This window comes from Pseudomonas sp. SORT22, assembly GCF_018417635.1.
Classification (GTDB): domain Bacteria; phylum Pseudomonadota; class Gammaproteobacteria; order Pseudomonadales; family Pseudomonadaceae; genus Aquipseudomonas.
Genome location: NZ_CP071007.1, coordinates 317,111 through 333,574, shown reverse-complemented (window position 1 = coordinate 333,574; position 16,464 = coordinate 317,111). Strand labels below are relative to the sequence as shown.

The following is a 16,464-nucleotide window of genomic DNA, read 5'->3' as shown; positions in this document are numbered from 1 at the left end:
AATATCCTGTTGCAAGCGCGCTGTCGCGGGCCTGTGCTGCGACATAAACCCGCATTTGCCCCGACCGCCGCACTCCGGCAGCCCCGCCAATCCTGCTATGATCGACGCCACTTTTTCCGTTCACGCCTTCAAGAGTGAATCCATGAGCACCGACAAGACCAATCAGTCCTGGGGCGGCCGCTTCAGTGAGCCCGTCGACGCCTTCGTCGCCCGTTTCACCGCCTCCGTCAATTTCGACCAGCGCCTGTACCGCCACGACATCATGGGTTCGATCGCCCACGCCACCATGCTGGCGAAGGTCGGCGTCCTCACCGACGCCGAGCGCGACACCATCATCGATGGCCTGAAAACCATCCAGGGTGAAATCGAGGCCGGCAACTTCGACTGGCGCGTCGACCTTGAAGACGTGCACATGAACATCGAAGCGCGCCTGACCGACCGCATCGGCATCACCGGCAAGAAGCTGCACACCGGCCGTAGCCGCAACGACCAGGTCGCCACCGACATCCGCCTGTGGCTGCGTGACGAAATCGACCTGATCCTGGCCGAGATCACCCGCCTGCAGCAGGGCCTGCTGGAGCAGGCCGAGCGCGAAGCCGAGACCATCATGCCCGGCTTTACCCACCTGCAAACCGCGCAGCCGGTGACTTTCGGCCACCACCTGCTGGCCTGGTTCGAAATGCTCAGCCGCGACTATGAGCGCCTGGTTGATTGTCGCAAGCGCACCAACCGCATGCCCCTGGGCAGCGCCGCGCTGGCCGGCACCACCTACCCGATCGATCGCGAACTGACCTGCCAGCTGCTGGGCTTCGAAGCTGTGGGCGGCAACTCGCTGGACGGCGTTTCCGATCGCGACTTCGCCATCGAGTTCTGCGCCGCCGCCAGCGTGGCGATGATGCACCTGTCGCGTTTCTCCGAAGAGCTGGTGCTGTGGACCAGCGCGCAGTTCCAGTTCATCGACCTGCCTGATCGCTTCTGCACCGGCAGCTCGATCATGCCGCAAAAGAAGAACCCGGACGTCCCGGAGCTGGTGCGCGGCAAGACCGGCCGTGTGTTCGGCGCCCTCACCGGCCTGCTGACCCTGATGAAAGGCCAACCGCTGGCCTACAACAAGGACAACCAGGAAGACAAAGAGCCGCTGTTCGACGCCGCCGACACCCTGCGCGACTCGCTGCGCGCCTTTGCCGACATGATCCCGGCGATCAAGCCTCGCCACGCCATCATGCGCGAAGCGGCCCTGCGCGGCTTCAGCACCGCCACCGACCTGGCCGACTACCTGGTGCGCCGCGGCCTGCCGTTCCGTGATTGCCACGAAATCGTTGGCCACGCGGTGAAGTACGGCGTCGATACCGGCAAGGACCTGGCCGAGATGAGCCTGGAGGAACTGCGCCAGTTCAGCGACCAGATCGAGCAGGACGTGTTCGCCGTACTGACCCTCGAAGGCTCGGTCAACGCCCGTGACCACATCGGCGGGACTGCGCCTGCGCAAGTACGCGCCGCCGTAGCCCGCGGCAAGGCGCTGCTCGCCGCGCGCTAAGCCCTTCCTGCGTCTTGCTACCCAGCCAGTTCTGCCTGGGTAGCCGCACGCAAGCGCTGAAGGAAAGCCGGCGTTTCGGCTTTCCTGTCAGCTGCGACCTTGTGCACATTCGGATTTTCCCCCAGTCGCTCGAACAGTGCCCGGGCGCCCGGCAATGGCTGCAGGTAATCAATGCCGAACAGACGCTGGCCAACCTGGCAGGCCAGGTCGACGCTATAGAGAAAGTACAGGTCCGCCAGGGTAAGGCACTCGCCTGCCACATACGGGGCGAATCGACCGCGCTGGGCCAGGGCGGCAAAGCCCTTGTCCAGATCACGCCGGGCCTTGGCCTTCAAGGCCTCCGGGGTCGCCCTGCCGGCAAAGAACACTTCGACATAGCAGTAGCGGGCGGGCAGCTCGATGTACAGCTCGATTTCCTTGGCCAGCGCGCGCACCTGGGCGCGCTGGAAAGGATCGGCCGGCAACAGCGCCACCTCAGGGCAGGCCTCTTCGAGGTAATCGAGGATGGCGTCGGTTTCGCTGATAAAGCCCTGCGCCACCTCCAGCACCGGCACCTTGCCGCGCGGGCTGATCGCCAGCACTTGCGGGTTCTGGCAACCATGCAGGGGCACCTCCTCGAACGGCAGGCGTTTTTCCAGCAGGGCGAGCTTGACCATGTTGTAGTAGTTGCTTGCAGAGAATCCGTGCAGTCGGAACATTTCCGGCCTCCTAGCCGTGTGAAGTCTCTGCATTTTTGGAACGAATCAAGCCAGAAAGCTGCCGTATGCTTCCGATAAACACGTAGGAGCTTTCTGCTTTTGCCTCAATAGTGCTCCAATCAGCGCTTGCCCGAGCGCACCATCTCGAGGAAAGCCGGCATCTGCGCTTCCTTGTCGGCGACGATCTTCTGTACGTTCGGGTTGTTCTTGAACTGCTCCAGCAGCGCCTTGGCCTGTGGGAAGTCTTCCAGCACATCGATGGCAAAAACCTTCTTGCCCACGGCATAGGCCAGGTCGACGCTGAAGCAGAACAGCAAGTCGGCGATGGTCAGGCTGTCGCCGGCCACATAAGGGCTGAACTTGCCGTTGCGCTTGAGGGTAGCGATACCGGCCAGCAGTTCGGTCTTGGCCTTGGCCTTGATGGCTTCATCGACCTGGGCGCCGAAAAACGCTTCGGGGTAGCAGGCACGTGCGGGCAGCTCGATATACAGCTCGATTTCCTTGGCCAGCTCGTGAACCTTGGCCTGGGCAAATACCCCCTCCGGTAGCAATGCCTTGCCTGGCTGGGTCTGCTCGATGTAGTCGAGGATCAGGCTGGTTTCACTGAGAAAACCGTCTTCGCTCTGCAGCGCCGGTACTTTGCCGCGCGGGCTGATTTTCAGCGCTTCGGGGCTCTGGCCGCCGAAAAACAGCACTTCCTCAAACGGTACGCCCTTTTCCAGCAGCGCCAGTTTGACCATGTTGTAGTAGTTGCTGACCGCGAATCCATGAAGCTTGAGCATGAAACAGCCTCCAGGCCGAAAAGGGGTTGGCCGGGTTGTTATAGACCCAAGTGCCGGGTACTGACCAGCATCATGAAGATTGTCGATAACAAGGCATTGCTGCCGGGCCCGTGGCAAACTGGGCACCCCAAAAGAGGAAAGCGCCCATGAGCGAACCTACCGATATCGACAACGACGAAGAAGCGTTCGCCGAGTCGACCCTGATCGAAGCGATCGAGAACCAGATCGAAAGCGACAACCCGCCAGCGGCCAAGGCCACGTTCAACAAGCTGACCCTGGTGGGCTACGAGCGTGAAGACATCCTCAACCTTATGGCCCACGTGCTGGCCTACGAGATTGATGCGATGCTTGAAGACGACCGCGCGTTCAACACCGAATGGTACGAAACCGCCTTGCGCGCCCTGCCCGAGCTGCCGCCGGAAAAGGACTGAAGCAAAGCAGGATTTCCCTGACTACACTGCAAAACCAGGCACCGGCGACGGTGCTGCCCTCCTTGTCTGGAAGTCGGAGTCTTTATGTCGTTTACCCCCGAACTGATTGCCGAGCTGGAAGTCCTTGCCTTGTTCAACCTGGATAGCAGCCAGGAAGGCATCAAGGTGCATAACACTGCCTCCAAGGAGGTGATCGCCGCTGCGCGTCGCCTGTACGAGAAAAAGCTCACCGACCAGCCCGATGGCGGTTATCTGACCAGCCTTGGTCACGATGCTGCCGAGAACGTGCAGGTGTTGCTGAACATTCTGAACGTCGTCGAACCTGCCTGATAACTGCAATCGCGGGGCAAGTCGGGGCGCCGCACCGCCGCTCCTGCCGGCCTGGTGGGTGAGGCGGTGCGGCGCCCCGACTTGCCCCGCGATGCGTCAAGCGCTAATAAAATGGCGTCAAATTCCAAATACCACTTAAACTCGCCATTGCTCCCTAGACGGCCGGTTTCAGCTCGCCATGAACCACCCCCACGAAATTCGCCCCGACCTCGACCAGGGCATTGACCGCAAGGTGCTCAGCCAGCTGCGCCAACGCTTCCTGAAGCTCAACCAGGGGCGCCTGGGGCGGGCCATGGACGGGCTGTCGAGCCGCCAGCAGCAGGTCTTGACCCTGCTGCCGCTGTTTTTTCACGTCAATCACCCACTGTTGCCCGGTTATGTCTCAGGCACGACGCCTGCGGGGGTCGCCAACTTCGAGCCTGATGCGCAACTGCTGGCCGAAGCCCAGCGCCTGACCCGCTCATTTTCGTACAAGGCCCGGCGCGGCAACCCGCCCCAGCCGATTCACGGGCTGTTCCTGATGGGCAGCCTGGGCACCCTGGCCCAGGCCGAGCAGAGCGACATGGACGTCTGGGTCTGTCACGCCGCCGACCTGAGCGAAAGCGAACTGGCGGAGTTGCGCAAGAAATGCCTGCTGCTGGAAATCTGGGCCGCCAGCCAGGGCGCCGAAGCCCACCTGTTCTTGATCGAGCCGCAAGGCTTCGTTCAGGGCGAACGCGACGGCCAGCTCAGCTCCGATGACTGCGGCACCACCCAGCATTACCTGCTGCTCGACGAGTTCTACCGCACCGCCATCTGGCTGGCCGGGCGCACACCCTTGTGGTGGCTGGTGCCGGTCTATGAAGAACCACGCTACCGGCAATACATCCAGACCCTGCTGTCCAAGCGTTTCGTGCGTGCTGAAGACCACCTCGACCTCGGCCACCTGGCGCACATCCCTCCGGGCGAATTCGTCGGCGCCGGGCTCTGGCAACTGTTCAAGGGCATTGAATCGCCCTACAAGTCGGTGCTCAAGCTGCTGCTTACCGAGGTCTACGCCAGTGAACACCCGCAGGTGCAGTGCCTGAGCCTGCAGTTCAAGCAGGCGGTGTTCAGCAATCGCCTCGACCTCGACGAGCTCGACCCCTACATGATGGTCTACCGGCGTATCGAGCAGTACCTGCAAGGCCGCGGCGAACGCGAGCGGCTGGAGCTGGTGCGGCGCAGCCTGTACCTGAAGGTCAACAAGAAGCTCAGCGGCCTGGCCCGCCAGCGCAGTGCCAGCTGGCAGCGGGACCTGCTGCAGCGCCTGAGCCAGGAATGGAGCTGGGATCAACGCCAGCTGGCGCTGCTCGACAACCGCAGCCAATGGAAAGTCCGCCAGGTGGCGGTCGAGCGCCGGGAGCTGGTAGCCGAGCTGAACTACAGCTACCGCTTCCTCTGCCAGTTTGCCCGCAGCCAGAACGCCACCAGCCGCATCGACCAGCGCGATCTCAGCGTGCTCGGCCGGCGCCTGTACGCCGCCTTTGAACGGCGCGCCGGCAAGGTTGAGTTCATCAACCCGGGCATCGCCCCGGACCTCGCCGAAGACACCCTGACCCTGGTGCAGTCACCCAACCGCAAAGAGCCCGGGCAGACCCACTGGGGCCTGTACAACGGCAACCTCGGCGTGCACGAGTGGGAGCACTTCGCGCCGATCAAACGCTGCCGCGAACTGCTCGAACTGCTGACCTGGGCGCACCGCAACGGTGTGATCGACAGCAGCACGCGCCTGGCCCTGCACCCGGGCAGCAGCGACCTGAGCGAGTATGAGCTGTTCAACCTGCTCGGCAGCCTGCAACAGAGCGTCGCCCTGCCCCTGACGGTGGTCAGCGAACAGCGCCTGCTGCAACCGAGCGTGGTGGACGAGATCCTGCTGCTGGTCAATGTCGGCATCGACCCGCTACAGCACCACCGCGACCTGAACATCCTGATGACCACCGAGCGCACTGACTCGCTGAGCTACGCCGGGGTGCGCGAAAACCTGGTGCTGACCCTCGACCAGGTCACCCTCAACAGCTGGAACGAAGTGCAGGTGCACCGCTACGACGGCGAACATGCCCTGCTGCGTTGCCTGCGTGATTACCTCAACAGCCTGGGCGCCGGCCACACGCCCAGGCTGCGGGTCCGCTGCTTCTGCCACAACCGCGCCCAGGCCATCGCCCTGCGGGTCGAGGAAGTGTTCGCCAGCACTCAGGCGCTGCTGGCGCAGAACCTCAACCAGCGCTACTTGTTGCAAGTCGAGCAGCACACCCATGTACTGGAACTGCAACGCGGCGCGGTAAACCTGGTGACCCTCGACGATCCGGACGCGGTGCTGCGCTACCTCGGTGAAGAACGCAGTGACTACAGCCCCCTGCACCTGGACGCCAATGCCCTGCAGGAGCTCGACCTGGCGCAACTGCTGCCGCTGGGCCAGCCGCAGTGCATCCAGCTGTTCTATCGGCTGCAGGACACCTGGGCGGATGTCTACGTACTCGATGAGCACAATGCCCTGTGGCAGCAGCGCTTGCCGTTTCACGATGAAAACAGCCTGTTGTTGCCGCTGCAGCGCTTCTTGCAATCGATCGTGTTTCGCCGCGATGCGCGCCTGCCACTGGACAGCCTGCAGGCCCAGGGTTCACTGGATATTCTTTATTACCAATTGTTGCCATCAGGCACTGGCAAGGTTCGCCAGGTAGAAGCGCGCCAGGTCGAGGTCAAGGCCATCGACCGGCCCTACTACGAAGTGCAGGCGATTCTGCAGGCCGGCGCCAGCGATGACGTACAAGTCACGCTGTACTGCAATCAGCGGGAGTTTTCCCAGCTCGAGCATGGCGACCAGCTGTATGCGGTGGTCGCCCGCGAGATCATCGAGCAGCGCCGCGAGGCTGAGCGCTACCGCTGCTACATCACCGACCTGGACTTGTCGGGCCTGCTGGCCGATGGCCTGGGCTCGAGCATTCTCTACCTGCGCTACAAGGGCGAACTGGAGCGGGCGCTCAACGAGGCCCTGGCGCAGGCTTGAGGCTCAGAGGTCGAAGTCACCTGCCGCTTCTGGCTGGTATTCGACTTCAAGCAGCTTGAGCTTGAGGGTCTTGCCGCCCGGGGCCGGCCAGTCGATCTGCTCGCCTACCGACAAGCCCAGCAGCGCGCTGCCGATCGGCGCGAGGATAGAGATCTTGCCTTCGTCGGCGTTGGCGTCTTTCGGGTAGACCAGGGTCAGGTGGTAGTCCTTGCCGCTGGCTTCTTCGCGGCAATGAACCCGGGAGTTCATGGTCACGACACCGGCCGGAACTTCCTCGTGACCGACCTGGTCGGCGCGGTCGAGCTCGTCCTGCAAGGCGAGCACACCCGGCGAGTCCTGCGTCTTCTCATCGAGGCTGTCGATCAGACGCTCGAGACGCTGCACGTCCAAGCGGGTGACGATAATGGAAGGGTGGGTGCTCATGATCCGGTCAGACTCCTTTTTTTGGGCGATATAAAGCAAAACCCCGCCCAAGGGCGGGGTTTGCAGGAATTCGGCACAGCCGAAACAGGTTCGACACTACCACAGCCAAGTAAATACACAATACCCGCAGGGTCTATGCCAACCCGGCCAGCTGTCGACGCGCCAGCGCCTCGCGGCAGATCTGCCGGCGCTGCTCGTCATCGGCCGCGCGCCACTGGCGAATGTCCTCGACATGGCGATAGCAACCGATGCAGACCTTGTGTTCATCCAGCCGGCAGGTGCTGATGCACGGCGACGGTACTGCCGGGCTGACGTTACTGTAGAGCGGCTTGGCCGGCTTGGCTGCGCTGCTCATCAGATGTCGTCGAAATCGAGCTTTTCACCCGCCCGCTCCCAGACGATGCGCTCCAGCATCTCGCCCAGCAGCTCCTCGGTCTTTTCACAGGTCCACTTGCCGTTCTGCTCGTCGTAGTCGAAGTGGAAACCACCGGACTTGTCGGCCAGCCACAGCTGGCGCAGCGGTTCCTGGCGGCTGAAGATCAGCTGGCTGCCGTTGTCGAACTTGATGGTCAGGACCCCTGCCGAGTTCTCCATGTCCAGATCCAGGTCAGTCTCGTCGAACAGGTCTTCCAGCGCCTGTTGGGTCGCGTCGACCAGGTCGTGAAAACGCGCTTCGGTCAAACTCATTGCAAGAACCTCAAAAATGTCTGCACACACGCAAGCCGGGCAAGATACGAGCGCGGCGCGCCGAATGCAAAGGATACCGACCTGCGCCAGGCAGCGCAGCCACCACCCCGCCCGACGGCGGGTTGCCCGCATAGGCAAGGGGCCGGGCGCTCGGTATACTCGGGCGCAATACTGCTTATTACAAAGGATTACGCCATGAAGCGCCTGATCTCCACCCTCGCGGCGCTCGTCGCGGTTGCCTGCCTCGTTTCCGCCTGCGGCCAGAAGGGCCCGCTGTACCTGCCAGACGACAGCAAAGACGGTAAAAAGTCGCAATCGCACAAGCACCAGTAAGGGTAACCCATGGACGCTTTCAACTACCGCGACGGTCAGCTGTTCGCGGAAGGCGTGGCCCTGTCGGCCATCGCCGAACGTTTCGGCACGCCGACCTACGTCTACTCGCGCGCCCACATCGAGGCCCAGTACCGTAGCTACGCCGATGCTCTGGAGGGGGTTTCGCACCTGGTGTGCTTCGCCGTCAAGGCCAACTCCAACCTCGCTGTGCTGAACCTGCTGGCCCGCCTGGGCGCAGGTTTCGACATCGTTTCCGGCGGTGAGCTGGAGCGTGTACTGGCCGCGGGCGGGCGTGCCGATCGCGTGGTGTTCTCCGGCGTCGGCAAAACCCGCGAAGACATGCGCCGCGCCCTGGAAGTCGGCGTGCACTGCTTCAACGTCGAATCCACCGACGAGCTCGAGCGCCTGCAGGTAGTGGCCGCCGAAATGGGCGTACGCGCGCCGGTTTCGCTGCGGGTCAACCCGGACGTCGATGCCGGTACCCACCCGTACATCTCCACGGGCCTGAAAGAAAACAAGTTCGGTATCGCCATCGCCGATGCCGAAGAGGTGTACATCCGCGCCGCGCAACTGCCGAACCTGGAAGTGGTCGGCGTCGACTGCCATATCGGCTCGCAGCTGACCACCCTGGAACCCTTCCTCGATGCCCTCGACCGCCTGCTGGCGTTGATCGACCGCCTCGGCGACTGCGGCATCCTCCTGCGTCACCTGGACCTGGGTGGCGGCGTCGGTGTGCGTTATCGCGACGAAGAGCCGCCGCTGGCCGGCGACTACATCAAGGCCATCCGCGAGCGCGTCGGCGACCGCGACCTGGCCCTGGTGTTCGAACCGGGCCGCTATATCGTCGCCAACGCTGGCGTGCTGCTGACCCAGGTCGAGTACCTCAAGCACACCGAGCACAAGGATTTCGCCATCGTCGATGCGGCGATGAACGACCTGATCCGCCCAGCCCTGTACCAGGCCTGGATGAACGTTACGGCGGTGCAGCCGCGTGCCGGCGAAGGCCGTGTTTACGACATCGTCGGGCCGATCTGCGAAACCGGCGACTTCCTCGCCAAGGAGCGCGAGCTGAACCTGGCCGAAGGCGACCTGCTGGCGGTGCACTCGGCGGGCGCCTATGGTTTTGTCATGAGCTCGAACTACAACACCCGTGGTCGTTGTGCCGAAGTGCTGGTCGATGGTGACCAGGCCTTCGAAGTGCGTCGTCGCGAAACCGTGGCCGAGTTGTTCGCCGGCGAAAGCCTGCTGCCGGAGTAAACCCATGCTGCTGCGTTTTACCAAGATGCATGGGCTGGGCAACGACTTCATGGTCCTCGACCTGGTCAGCCAGCATGCGCACATTTTACCCAAGCACGCCAAGCAATGGGGCGACCGCCACACCGGCATCGGTTTCGACCAGTTGCTGATCGTCGAGGCGCCGAGCAATCCGGAAGTGGATTTCCGCTACCGGATCTTCAACGCCGACGGCTCCGAGGTCGAACAGTGCGGCAACGGTGCGCGCTGCTTTGCGCGCTTCGTGCTGGACAAGCGCCTGACTGCGAAAAAACGCATCCGCGTTGAAACCAAAGGCGGCATCATCGAGCTGGACGTGCGCAACGACGGGCAGATCAGCGTCGACATGGGCCCGCCGCGGCTGGTGCCGGCCGAGATCCCGTTCGACGCGCCGGCCCAGGCCCTGAGCTACCCGCTCGAGGTCGCAGGGCGCAACGTCGAACTCTTCGCCGTGTCGATGGGCAACCCCCATGCCGTGCTGCGCGTCGACGACATCAACGCCGCGCCGGTGCACGAGCTGGGCGCGCAGATCGAACATCACCCGCGCTTCCCGCAGCGGGTCAATGTCGGTTTCATCCAGGTCATCGACCGTCACCGCGCGCAACTGCGGGTGTGGGAACGCGGCGCGGGCGAAACCCAGGCCTGCGGTACCGGTGCCTGCGCCGCTGCCGTGGCGGCGATCAGCCAGGGCTGGATGGATTCACCGCTGTTGATCGACCTGCCGGGTGGGCGCCTGTCCATCGAATGGGCAGGCCCGGGCAAACCGGTGTTGATGACCGGCCCCGCCGTACGTGTGTTTGAAGGACAGGTTCGTCTATGAGTGAGTACCAGCCATGACCGATCAGCCCCAGGCTCCCGCCGAACAGCCCACCGACCTTAGCGCCGAGGGCTCGACGCCCACCCTCGGGGCTGAGGCCGTGGTTGCCTACCTGCGCGACAACCCGACGTTCTTCGCCGAGCACGACGAACTGCTCAGCGAGCTGCACATTCCCCATCAGCGTGGCGATAGCGTGTCGCTGGTCGAGCGCCAGCTCAAGCTGCTGCGCGACCGCAATATCGAGATGCGTCACCGCCTGTCGCAACTGATGGACGTGGCCCGCGACAACGACCGGCTGTTCGACAAGACCCGCCGGCTGATCCTCGACCTGCTCGATGCTGACAGCCTCGAAAGCGTGGTGATGGCTGTCGAAGACAGCCTGCGCCAGGAGTTCAAGGTGCCCTTCGTCAGCCTGATTCTGTTCGGCGAAACTGCCGCGCCGGTCGGCCGCTGGGTCAACAGCGGCGACGCCCAGCAAGCCATTGGCGGCCTGTTGTGCGCCGGCAAGACGGTCAGCGGCAACTTGCGCGATCATGAGCTGGACTTCCTGTTCGGCGAAGAGCAGCGCAAGGAAGTCGGCTCCAGCGCCGTCGCCACCCTCAACCACCAGGGCCTGCACGGCGTACTGGCAATCGGTAGTCGCGACCCGCAGCATTACAAGAGCACGGTCGGTACCCTGTTCCTCAGCTACATCGCCGAAGTGCTCGGCCGGGTCGTCCCGCGCCATACCCAGACCCTGCGTCCGGTGCGCTAGTGGAACGCCAGCTGGAGGCCTTCTGCGCGCACTTGCGCAACGAGCGCCAGGTGTCCGAACACACCCAGCTGGCCTACCGACGCGACCTCGAAAGCGTCCTGGCGTTCTGCACCAAGAGCGGCATCGACAGCTGGAACGCCCTGCAGATCCAGCACCTGCGCCAACTGATCGCCCGCCAGCATCACCAGGGCCAGTCCTCGCGCAGCCTTGCCCGCCTGCTCTCAGCGGTGCGCGGTTTCTACCGTTACCTCAACCGTGAAGGCCACTGCAGCCACGATCCGGCCAACGGCCTGTCAGCGCCCAAGGGCGAACGGCGCCTGCCCAAGACCCTCGACACCGACCGTGCCCTGCAACTGCTGGAAGGCGCGGTCGAAGATGAATTTCTCGCCCGCCGCGACCAGGCCATGCTCGAGCTGTTCTACTCCTCCGGCCTGCGCCTGTCGGAGTTGACCAGCCTCAACCTGGAGCAGCTCGACCTGCCCGGTGGCCTGGTGCAAGTCCATGGCAAGGGCAGCAAGACCCGCGTGCTGCCAGTCGGGCGCAAGGCCCGCGAGGCGCTGGAGCAATGGCTGGTGCTGCGCGCCGGCAGCGGCCCGCAGGACGGCGCGGTGTTCGTCAGCCAGCAGGGCCGGCGCCTGGGCCCACGGGCCATTCAACTGCGGGTGCAAGCCGCTGGCGCCCGCGAACTGGGCCAGAACCTGCACCCGCACATGTTGCGACACTCCTTCGCCAGCCACTTGCTGGAATCGTCCCAGGACCTGCGCGCCGTGCAAGAGATGCTCGGCCACGCCGACATCGCCACCACGCAGATCTACACTCACCTGGACTTCCAGCACCTGGCCGCCGTGTATGACAGCGCCCACCCCCGGGCCAAACGCAGTAAGGGCAGTGACTCATGAGCATCAAGCTGATCACCTTCGACCTCGACGACACCCTGTGGGACACCGCACCAGTGATCGTCAGCGCCGAGACCACCCTGCGCGACTGGCTGGCAGCCAATGCGCCAACCCTGGGCGCGGTTCCGGTCGAGCACCTGTATGCCATTCGCGAGCGCCTGGTGCAGGCAGAACCCGGGCTCAAGCACCGCATCAGCGCCCTGCGCCGGCGCGTACTGTTCCATGCCCTGGAAGAGGTCGGCTACAGCGAGAACAAGGCCCGTGAGCTGGCCAACGAAGGCTTTGAAGTGTTCCTCCACGCCCGCCACCAGATCGATATCTTCCCTGAGGTGCAGCCGGTGCTGGAGATCCTCCGTCACCACTACACCCTGGGCGTGGTCACCAATGGCAACGCCGATGTGCGCCGCCTGGGCCTGGCCGATTACTTCAAATTTGCCCTGTGCGCCGAAGACCTAGGCATCGGCAAACCCGACCCGCAACCCTTCCTCGAAGCCCTGCGCCAGGGCGAAGTCGAGGCGACTGCGGCGGTGCACATTGGCGATCACCCCGGCGATGACATTGCCGGGGCCCAGCGCGCCGGCCTGCGGGCGATCTGGTTCAACCCCCAGGGCAAGGCCTGGGAAGCCGAGAACCGCCCTGACGCAGAGATCCAGCGCCTGTCGCAGTTGCCTGAACTGCTCAACAGCTGGCGTTAATTCTGTGGGAGCGGCGGTGCGGCGACCCGACTTGACCCGCGATTGCGGACTGTCAGCGCACATCGCATCGCGGGGCAAGCCCGCTCCCACATTTCGGCGACCCAACCATTACAGACACAAAAAAGCCCGCAGCGACGGCGGGCTTTCTTGCTGACGGGGCCACTCAGATAGGGCGGCTACCGTACTTGTTGTCCGGCTTCTTGGGCGGATCGGCGACCACGTTGGCCTCCACTTCCTGCACCTTGCCACCACGGGAGAGAAACTCTTCCATGGCCTTGGCCAGGGCATCACGCTCCTTCTGCTTGGCTTCCATGCTCGGCATGTCTTCTACCGAGACTGCCGCCGACTTCGACTTGCCTTTGGCTACGGGAGCCGGGCTGTCGTCGCCGCTGTCGTCAGCCACATCATCGGCTGCCGCTTCGAGGCCTTCATCGCCTTCGTCTTCATCGCCTACTTCGAGGTCGTCATTTTCCAGATCGTCGTCGCTCATGTTCTACCTCATGACTTGCGAAAAGCAGATTAGTTATAGACCAGCAACGTCGAAAATCGACAGCTGCCAGAAAAAATTCAAGGACCGCAGGCAGGCTGCGGGCCGTGGTTGCGCCACAACGAATGGCGAGAACCGGGCAAACCCCACGTCACGGGCGAGGTCTGTACAAATAAAGAGCGGGCGGCGGTAATGCGCCGACATACCCTGGCATGATCGACTCGCTTATTGGCAAGCCTAGCAAAGGGTACGGAAGTTTGCGGACAGCTCGTCAGCACCCTTCGGCGCGCATTCTAGCGTGCTCAGAGAAAAAGCAAAGTGCCTAAATTTCACTGAGCGCTGTAAGTTTTCTGCCCACGTCGCACGCAGCCATCTAAGCGCGGCAAGAAACCGTTTGCGCCTGAGAGAAGTGACAAAATCCGGACAAAAAAATGCCCGGCAAGCCGGGCAAGATTTTTTCGAGGACGTTACAGGTTGTAGCCGCGCTCGTTGTGTTGCGCCAGGTCGAGACCGACCGACTCTTCTTCTTCGTTGACCCGCAGGCCCATGACCAGATCCAGCACCTTGAGAATCACGTAGGTGACGATCGCGGTGTAGATCACGGTAAAGCCGACGCCCTTGGCCTGAATCCAGACTTGCGCGCCGATGTCTTCGACGGTGCCGAAGCCGCCCAGTGCCGGGGCTGCGAACACGCCGGTGAGGATCGCGCCGACAATACCGCCGATGCCGTGCACGCCGAAGGCATCCAGGGAGTCGTCGTAACCCAGCTTGCGCTTGAGGCTGGTGGCGCAGAAGTAGCAGATCACGCCCGCCACCAGGCCGATTACCAGGGCGCCCATCGGCCCGACAGTGCCGGCAGCCGGGGTGATGGCCACAAGACCTGCGACCACGCCCGAGGCGATGCCCAGTGCGCTTGGCTTACCGTGGGTCAGCCACTCGGCGAACATCCAGCCCAGGGCCGCTGCGGCGGTAGCAATCTGGGTCACCAGCATGGCCATGCCGGCGGTGCCGTTGGCGGCAGCGGCGGAGCCTGCGTTGAAGCCGAACCAGCCAATCCACAGCATGGCCGCGCCCATCAGCGTATAGCCGAGGTTGTGCGGCGCCATTGGCGTGGTCGGGAAGCCCTTGCGCTTGCCCAGTACCAGGCAGGCCACCAGGCCGGCAATACCGGCGTTGATGTGCACCACGGTGCCGCCAGCGAAATCGAGCACGCCCCAATCCCACATCAGGCCGCCGTTACCGCTCCAGACCATATGGGCGATGGGCGCATAGACCAGGGTGAACCAGATGGCCATGAAGATCAGCATCGCCGAGAACTTCATGCGCTCGGCAAAGGCGCCGACGATCAGCGCCGGGGTGATGATCGCGAAGGTCATCTGGAAGGTGATGAACACCGCTTCAGGGAACAGCGCCGCCGAAGAGGTCAGGCTCGCCGGGGTCACGCCGGCGAGGAACGCCTTGGACAGACCGCCAACGAAGGAATTGAAGTTGACGACACCTTGCTCCATACCGGTGGTATCGAAGGCCAGGCTGTAGCCGTAAACCACCCACAGGACGCTGATCAGGCCGGTGATCGCAAAGCACTGCATCATCACCGACAGCACGTTCTTGGAACGCACCATGCCGCCGTAGAACAGGGCCAGACCAGGGATGGTCATGAACAGCACCAGGGCTGTAGCGGTCAACATCCAGGCGGTGTCGCCGGAGTTGAGCACGGGGGCTGCCGCCTCCTCTGCCAGGGCCAGGCCAGGCATTACGAGGGACAAAAGGGCTCCTAGCCCTGCGAACTGACGCAGAGTCATATTGTTATCTCCTGGGGCGTTGGGGTTTGGTGAGGCTTTTTTTAGATCGCGTCGGTATCGGTTTCGCCGGTACGGATGCGAATCGCCTGCTCCAGATTGACCACGAAAATCTTGCCGTCACCGATCTTGCCGGTGTTGGCCGCCTTGGTGATCGCCTCGATGACCCGGTCCAGATCCTTGTCGTCGATGGCGACGTCGATCTTCACCTTGGGCAGAAAATCGACCACATACTCAGCGCCGCGATACAGCTCGGTGTGACCTTTCTGCCGGCCGAAACCTTTGACTTCAGTGACAGTAATGCCCTGCACGCCGATTTCGGACAGCGACTCGCGCACGTCGTCCAACTTGAACGGCTTGATGATGGCAGTGACTAGCTTCATGAAACTCTCTCCCGAATTGGTGGACTTGCCCCAGGAAAACAAACCCGACTCAAGTCTAAGCGCAGTGCCTGGCTTTGTAACGCGTCGTCATGGTGACTGCATCAGTGCATGGGTCATGAAGGACATAGCAGAAACCTTGCCAGAATGGTTAAAGCCCCGGATTACAGGGACTTAGGTTGCACAACCCGACTTGGCCAGTCGCCAGCACGGGTTTGCTGCACAACAACGGTGCGCGGCGTTTCGCCGCCATGCGCGAAAAGCGTGCAGCATTGGGGCGCTGAGGCTGCGTGTTACACTGGCGCCCCATTGCATACTGTGGACAGCCGAACATGCTCGCGCCCAAAGCCTTTCTTGATGCCCTGAGCGACCAGGCCTCGCGCCTGTTCAGCGGCGACACCTCGCAGCCTCGCAGCGAAATCGAAAGCCAGTTCAAAGCCCTGCTGCAAAGCGGCTTCAGCAAACTCGAGCTGGTCAGCCGGGAAGAATTCGACAGCCAGATGGTCGTCCTGGCCCGCACCCGCGCCCGTCTTGAGGCGCTCGAAGCCAAGGTCGCGGAAATGGAAGCACGCCTGAACCCGCCTGCTGCCGAGTGAGCTTGCGATGACGCCTTCTACTGAGTACCCGGTGCTGTTGTTCTCCTATGGCACCCTGCAGGACAAAGCTGTGCAGTTGGCCAACTTCGGCCGTGAACTGGTCGGCCAGGAGGACCAGATGCTCGGTTACAGCCAGGCCTGGGTGGAAATCACCGACCCGCAAGTCCTGGCCACCAGCGGCAAGACCCACCACCCGATCGTCACCCCCAGCAGCAATGCCGACGACAGCGTACCCGGCATGGTCTTGCAGATCAGCGAAGCCGAACTTGCCGCGGCGGATGCCTATGAAGTGTCCGACTACAAGCGGGTTGCGGTGACCCTGGCCTCTGGTCTGACGGCCTGGGTTTACGTGCGCGCCTGAGCGACGCGGTAGTGGTCAAGGCGTCGCACATAACGCTCGGCGTGGCTGGCTGTACTGGCCTCATCGCGGGTCAAGCCCGCTCCTACAAGCCTGAGAACAGTGCTGAACCTGTCGGAGCTGGCTTGCCGGCGATCGAGTGCGCAGCGCTCGCACTAGTGGTC

Annotated in this window: 20 protein-coding genes; 12 read left to right on the top strand and 8 right to left on the bottom strand. The window is 63.1% G+C overall.

The window, feature by feature from the left end:
- Positions 1-142: 142 nt before the first annotated feature.
- Positions 143-1,537, top strand: coding sequence for an argininosuccinate lyase (argH, locus tag JYG36_RS01560; protein ID WP_093378152.1), 1,395 nt, complete (start codon positions 143-145; stop codon positions 1,535-1,537).
- A gap of 17 nt (positions 1,538-1,554) precedes the next feature.
- Here argH and JYG36_RS01555 read toward each other — a convergent pair whose 3' ends face one another.
- Both JYG36_RS01555 and JYG36_RS01550 read right to left on the bottom strand, forming a co-directional pair.
- The gene (locus JYG36_RS01555) at positions 1,555-2,235 is read right to left on the bottom strand and encodes a glutathione S-transferase family protein (RefSeq protein WP_093378148.1); all 681 of its coding nucleotides are present in this window, start codon (positions 2,233-2,235) and stop codon (positions 1,555-1,557) included.
- 119 nt (positions 2,236-2,354) lie between these two features.
- Positions 2,355-3,017, bottom strand: coding sequence for a glutathione S-transferase family protein (locus JYG36_RS01550; RefSeq protein ID WP_045200996.1), 663 nt, complete (start codon positions 3,015-3,017; stop codon positions 2,355-2,357).
- Between the two features lie 146 nt (positions 3,018-3,163).
- Between JYG36_RS01550 and JYG36_RS01545 the strand changes: the two genes are divergently transcribed.
- From JYG36_RS01545 to JYG36_RS01535, 3 genes are all read left to right on the top strand, one after another.
- Positions 3,164-3,448, top strand: coding sequence for a hypothetical protein (locus JYG36_RS01545; protein ID WP_093378138.1), 285 nt, complete (start codon positions 3,164-3,166; stop codon positions 3,446-3,448).
- Between the two features lie 84 nt (positions 3,449-3,532).
- Positions 3,533-3,778: a TIGR02647 family protein gene (locus JYG36_RS01540; protein ID WP_045200993.1), complete on the top strand. Its 246-nt coding sequence runs from the start codon at positions 3,533-3,535 to the stop codon at positions 3,776-3,778.
- A gap of 178 nt (positions 3,779-3,956) precedes the next feature.
- On the top strand, positions 3,957-6,803 hold the full coding sequence (locus tag JYG36_RS01535; RefSeq protein ID WP_213602902.1) for a class I adenylate cyclase: 2,847 nt from the start codon (positions 3,957-3,959) through the stop codon (positions 6,801-6,803).
- Between the two features lie 3 nt (positions 6,804-6,806).
- On the opposite strand, the gene rnk is transcribed toward JYG36_RS01535, so the two are convergent.
- The 3 genes from rnk to cyaY form a co-directional block, all read right to left on the bottom strand.
- A complete protein-coding gene (rnk, locus tag JYG36_RS01530) occupies positions 6,807-7,226 on the bottom strand; it encodes a nucleoside diphosphate kinase regulator (RefSeq protein WP_045200989.1) in 420 nt (139 codons plus the stop codon).
- 133 nt (positions 7,227-7,359) lie between these two features.
- On the bottom strand, positions 7,360-7,581 hold the full coding sequence (locus JYG36_RS01525; RefSeq protein WP_045200987.1) for a DUF1289 domain-containing protein: 222 nt from the start codon (positions 7,579-7,581) through the stop codon (positions 7,360-7,362).
- Entirely contained in the window at positions 7,581-7,913 is a 333-nt protein-coding gene (cyaY, locus tag JYG36_RS01520) for an iron donor protein CyaY (RefSeq protein ID WP_045200985.1), read from the bottom strand. The genes JYG36_RS01525 and cyaY overlap by 1 nt, the downstream gene beginning before the upstream one ends.
- A gap of 195 nt (positions 7,914-8,108) precedes the next feature.
- Between cyaY and lptM the strand changes: the two genes are divergently transcribed.
- Genes lptM through JYG36_RS01490 form a run of 6 tightly spaced genes read left to right on the top strand, consistent with a single transcriptional unit; the run spans position 8,109 to position 12,680 of the window.
- Positions 8,109-8,246, top strand: coding sequence for an LPS translocon maturation chaperone LptM (gene lptM, locus JYG36_RS01515; protein WP_045200983.1), 138 nt, complete (start codon positions 8,109-8,111; stop codon positions 8,244-8,246).
- A 9-nt stretch (positions 8,247-8,255) separates the two neighbouring features.
- Complete coding sequence (gene lysA, locus JYG36_RS01510) at positions 8,256-9,503, top strand: diaminopimelate decarboxylase (protein ID WP_093378127.1); 1,248 nt, start codon at positions 8,256-8,258, stop codon at positions 9,501-9,503.
- A gap of 4 nt (positions 9,504-9,507) precedes the next feature.
- Complete coding sequence (gene dapF / locus JYG36_RS01505) at positions 9,508-10,338, top strand: diaminopimelate epimerase (RefSeq protein ID WP_093378122.1); 831 nt, start codon at positions 9,508-9,510, stop codon at positions 10,336-10,338.
- A 13-nt stretch (positions 10,339-10,351) separates the two neighbouring features.
- Entirely contained in the window at positions 10,352-11,089 is a 738-nt protein-coding gene (locus tag JYG36_RS01500) for a DUF484 family protein (RefSeq protein ID WP_045200976.1), read from the top strand.
- Positions 11,089-11,988 carry a tyrosine recombinase XerC gene (gene xerC / locus JYG36_RS01495; RefSeq protein ID WP_213602900.1) on the top strand — a complete coding sequence of 300 codons (900 nt, stop codon included), beginning with the start codon at positions 11,089-11,091 and terminating at the stop codon, positions 11,986-11,988. The genes JYG36_RS01500 and xerC overlap by 1 nt, the downstream gene beginning before the upstream one ends.
- Positions 11,985-12,680: an HAD family hydrolase gene (locus JYG36_RS01490; protein WP_045200972.1), complete on the top strand. Its 696-nt coding sequence runs from the start codon at positions 11,985-11,987 to the stop codon at positions 12,678-12,680. The genes xerC and JYG36_RS01490 overlap by 4 nt, the downstream gene beginning before the upstream one ends.
- A 163-nt stretch (positions 12,681-12,843) precedes the next feature.
- On the opposite strand, the gene sutA is transcribed toward JYG36_RS01490, so the two are convergent.
- The 3 genes from sutA to glnK all read right to left on the bottom strand — a co-directional run bounded on the left by sutA (position 12,844) and on the right by glnK (position 15,349).
- Positions 12,844-13,170 (bottom strand): dormancy-specific transcriptional regulator SutA, encoded by a 327-nt coding sequence (gene sutA / locus JYG36_RS01485; protein ID WP_093378113.1) that lies wholly within the window; start codon positions 13,168-13,170, stop codon positions 12,844-12,846.
- A gap of 464 nt (positions 13,171-13,634) precedes the next feature.
- Positions 13,635-14,969, bottom strand: coding sequence for an ammonium transporter (locus JYG36_RS01480; RefSeq protein ID WP_045200968.1), 1,335 nt, complete (start codon positions 14,967-14,969; stop codon positions 13,635-13,637).
- Positions 14,970-15,010: 41 nt separating this feature from the next.
- A complete protein-coding gene (gene glnK, locus JYG36_RS01475; protein ID WP_002555808.1) occupies positions 15,011-15,349 on the bottom strand; it encodes a P-II family nitrogen regulator in 339 nt (112 codons plus the stop codon).
- A gap of 329 nt (positions 15,350-15,678) precedes the next feature.
- On the opposite strand from glnK, the gene JYG36_RS01470 reads away from it, so the two are divergent.
- Positions 15,679-15,942 (top strand): accessory factor UbiK family protein, encoded by a 264-nt coding sequence (locus JYG36_RS01470; protein ID WP_010221117.1) that lies wholly within the window; start codon positions 15,679-15,681, stop codon positions 15,940-15,942.
- 7 nt (positions 15,943-15,949) lie between these two features.
- Positions 15,950-16,303, top strand: coding sequence for a gamma-glutamylcyclotransferase family protein (locus tag JYG36_RS01465; protein WP_093378104.1), 354 nt, complete (start codon positions 15,950-15,952; stop codon positions 16,301-16,303).
- Positions 16,304-16,464: the final 161 nt, after the last annotated feature.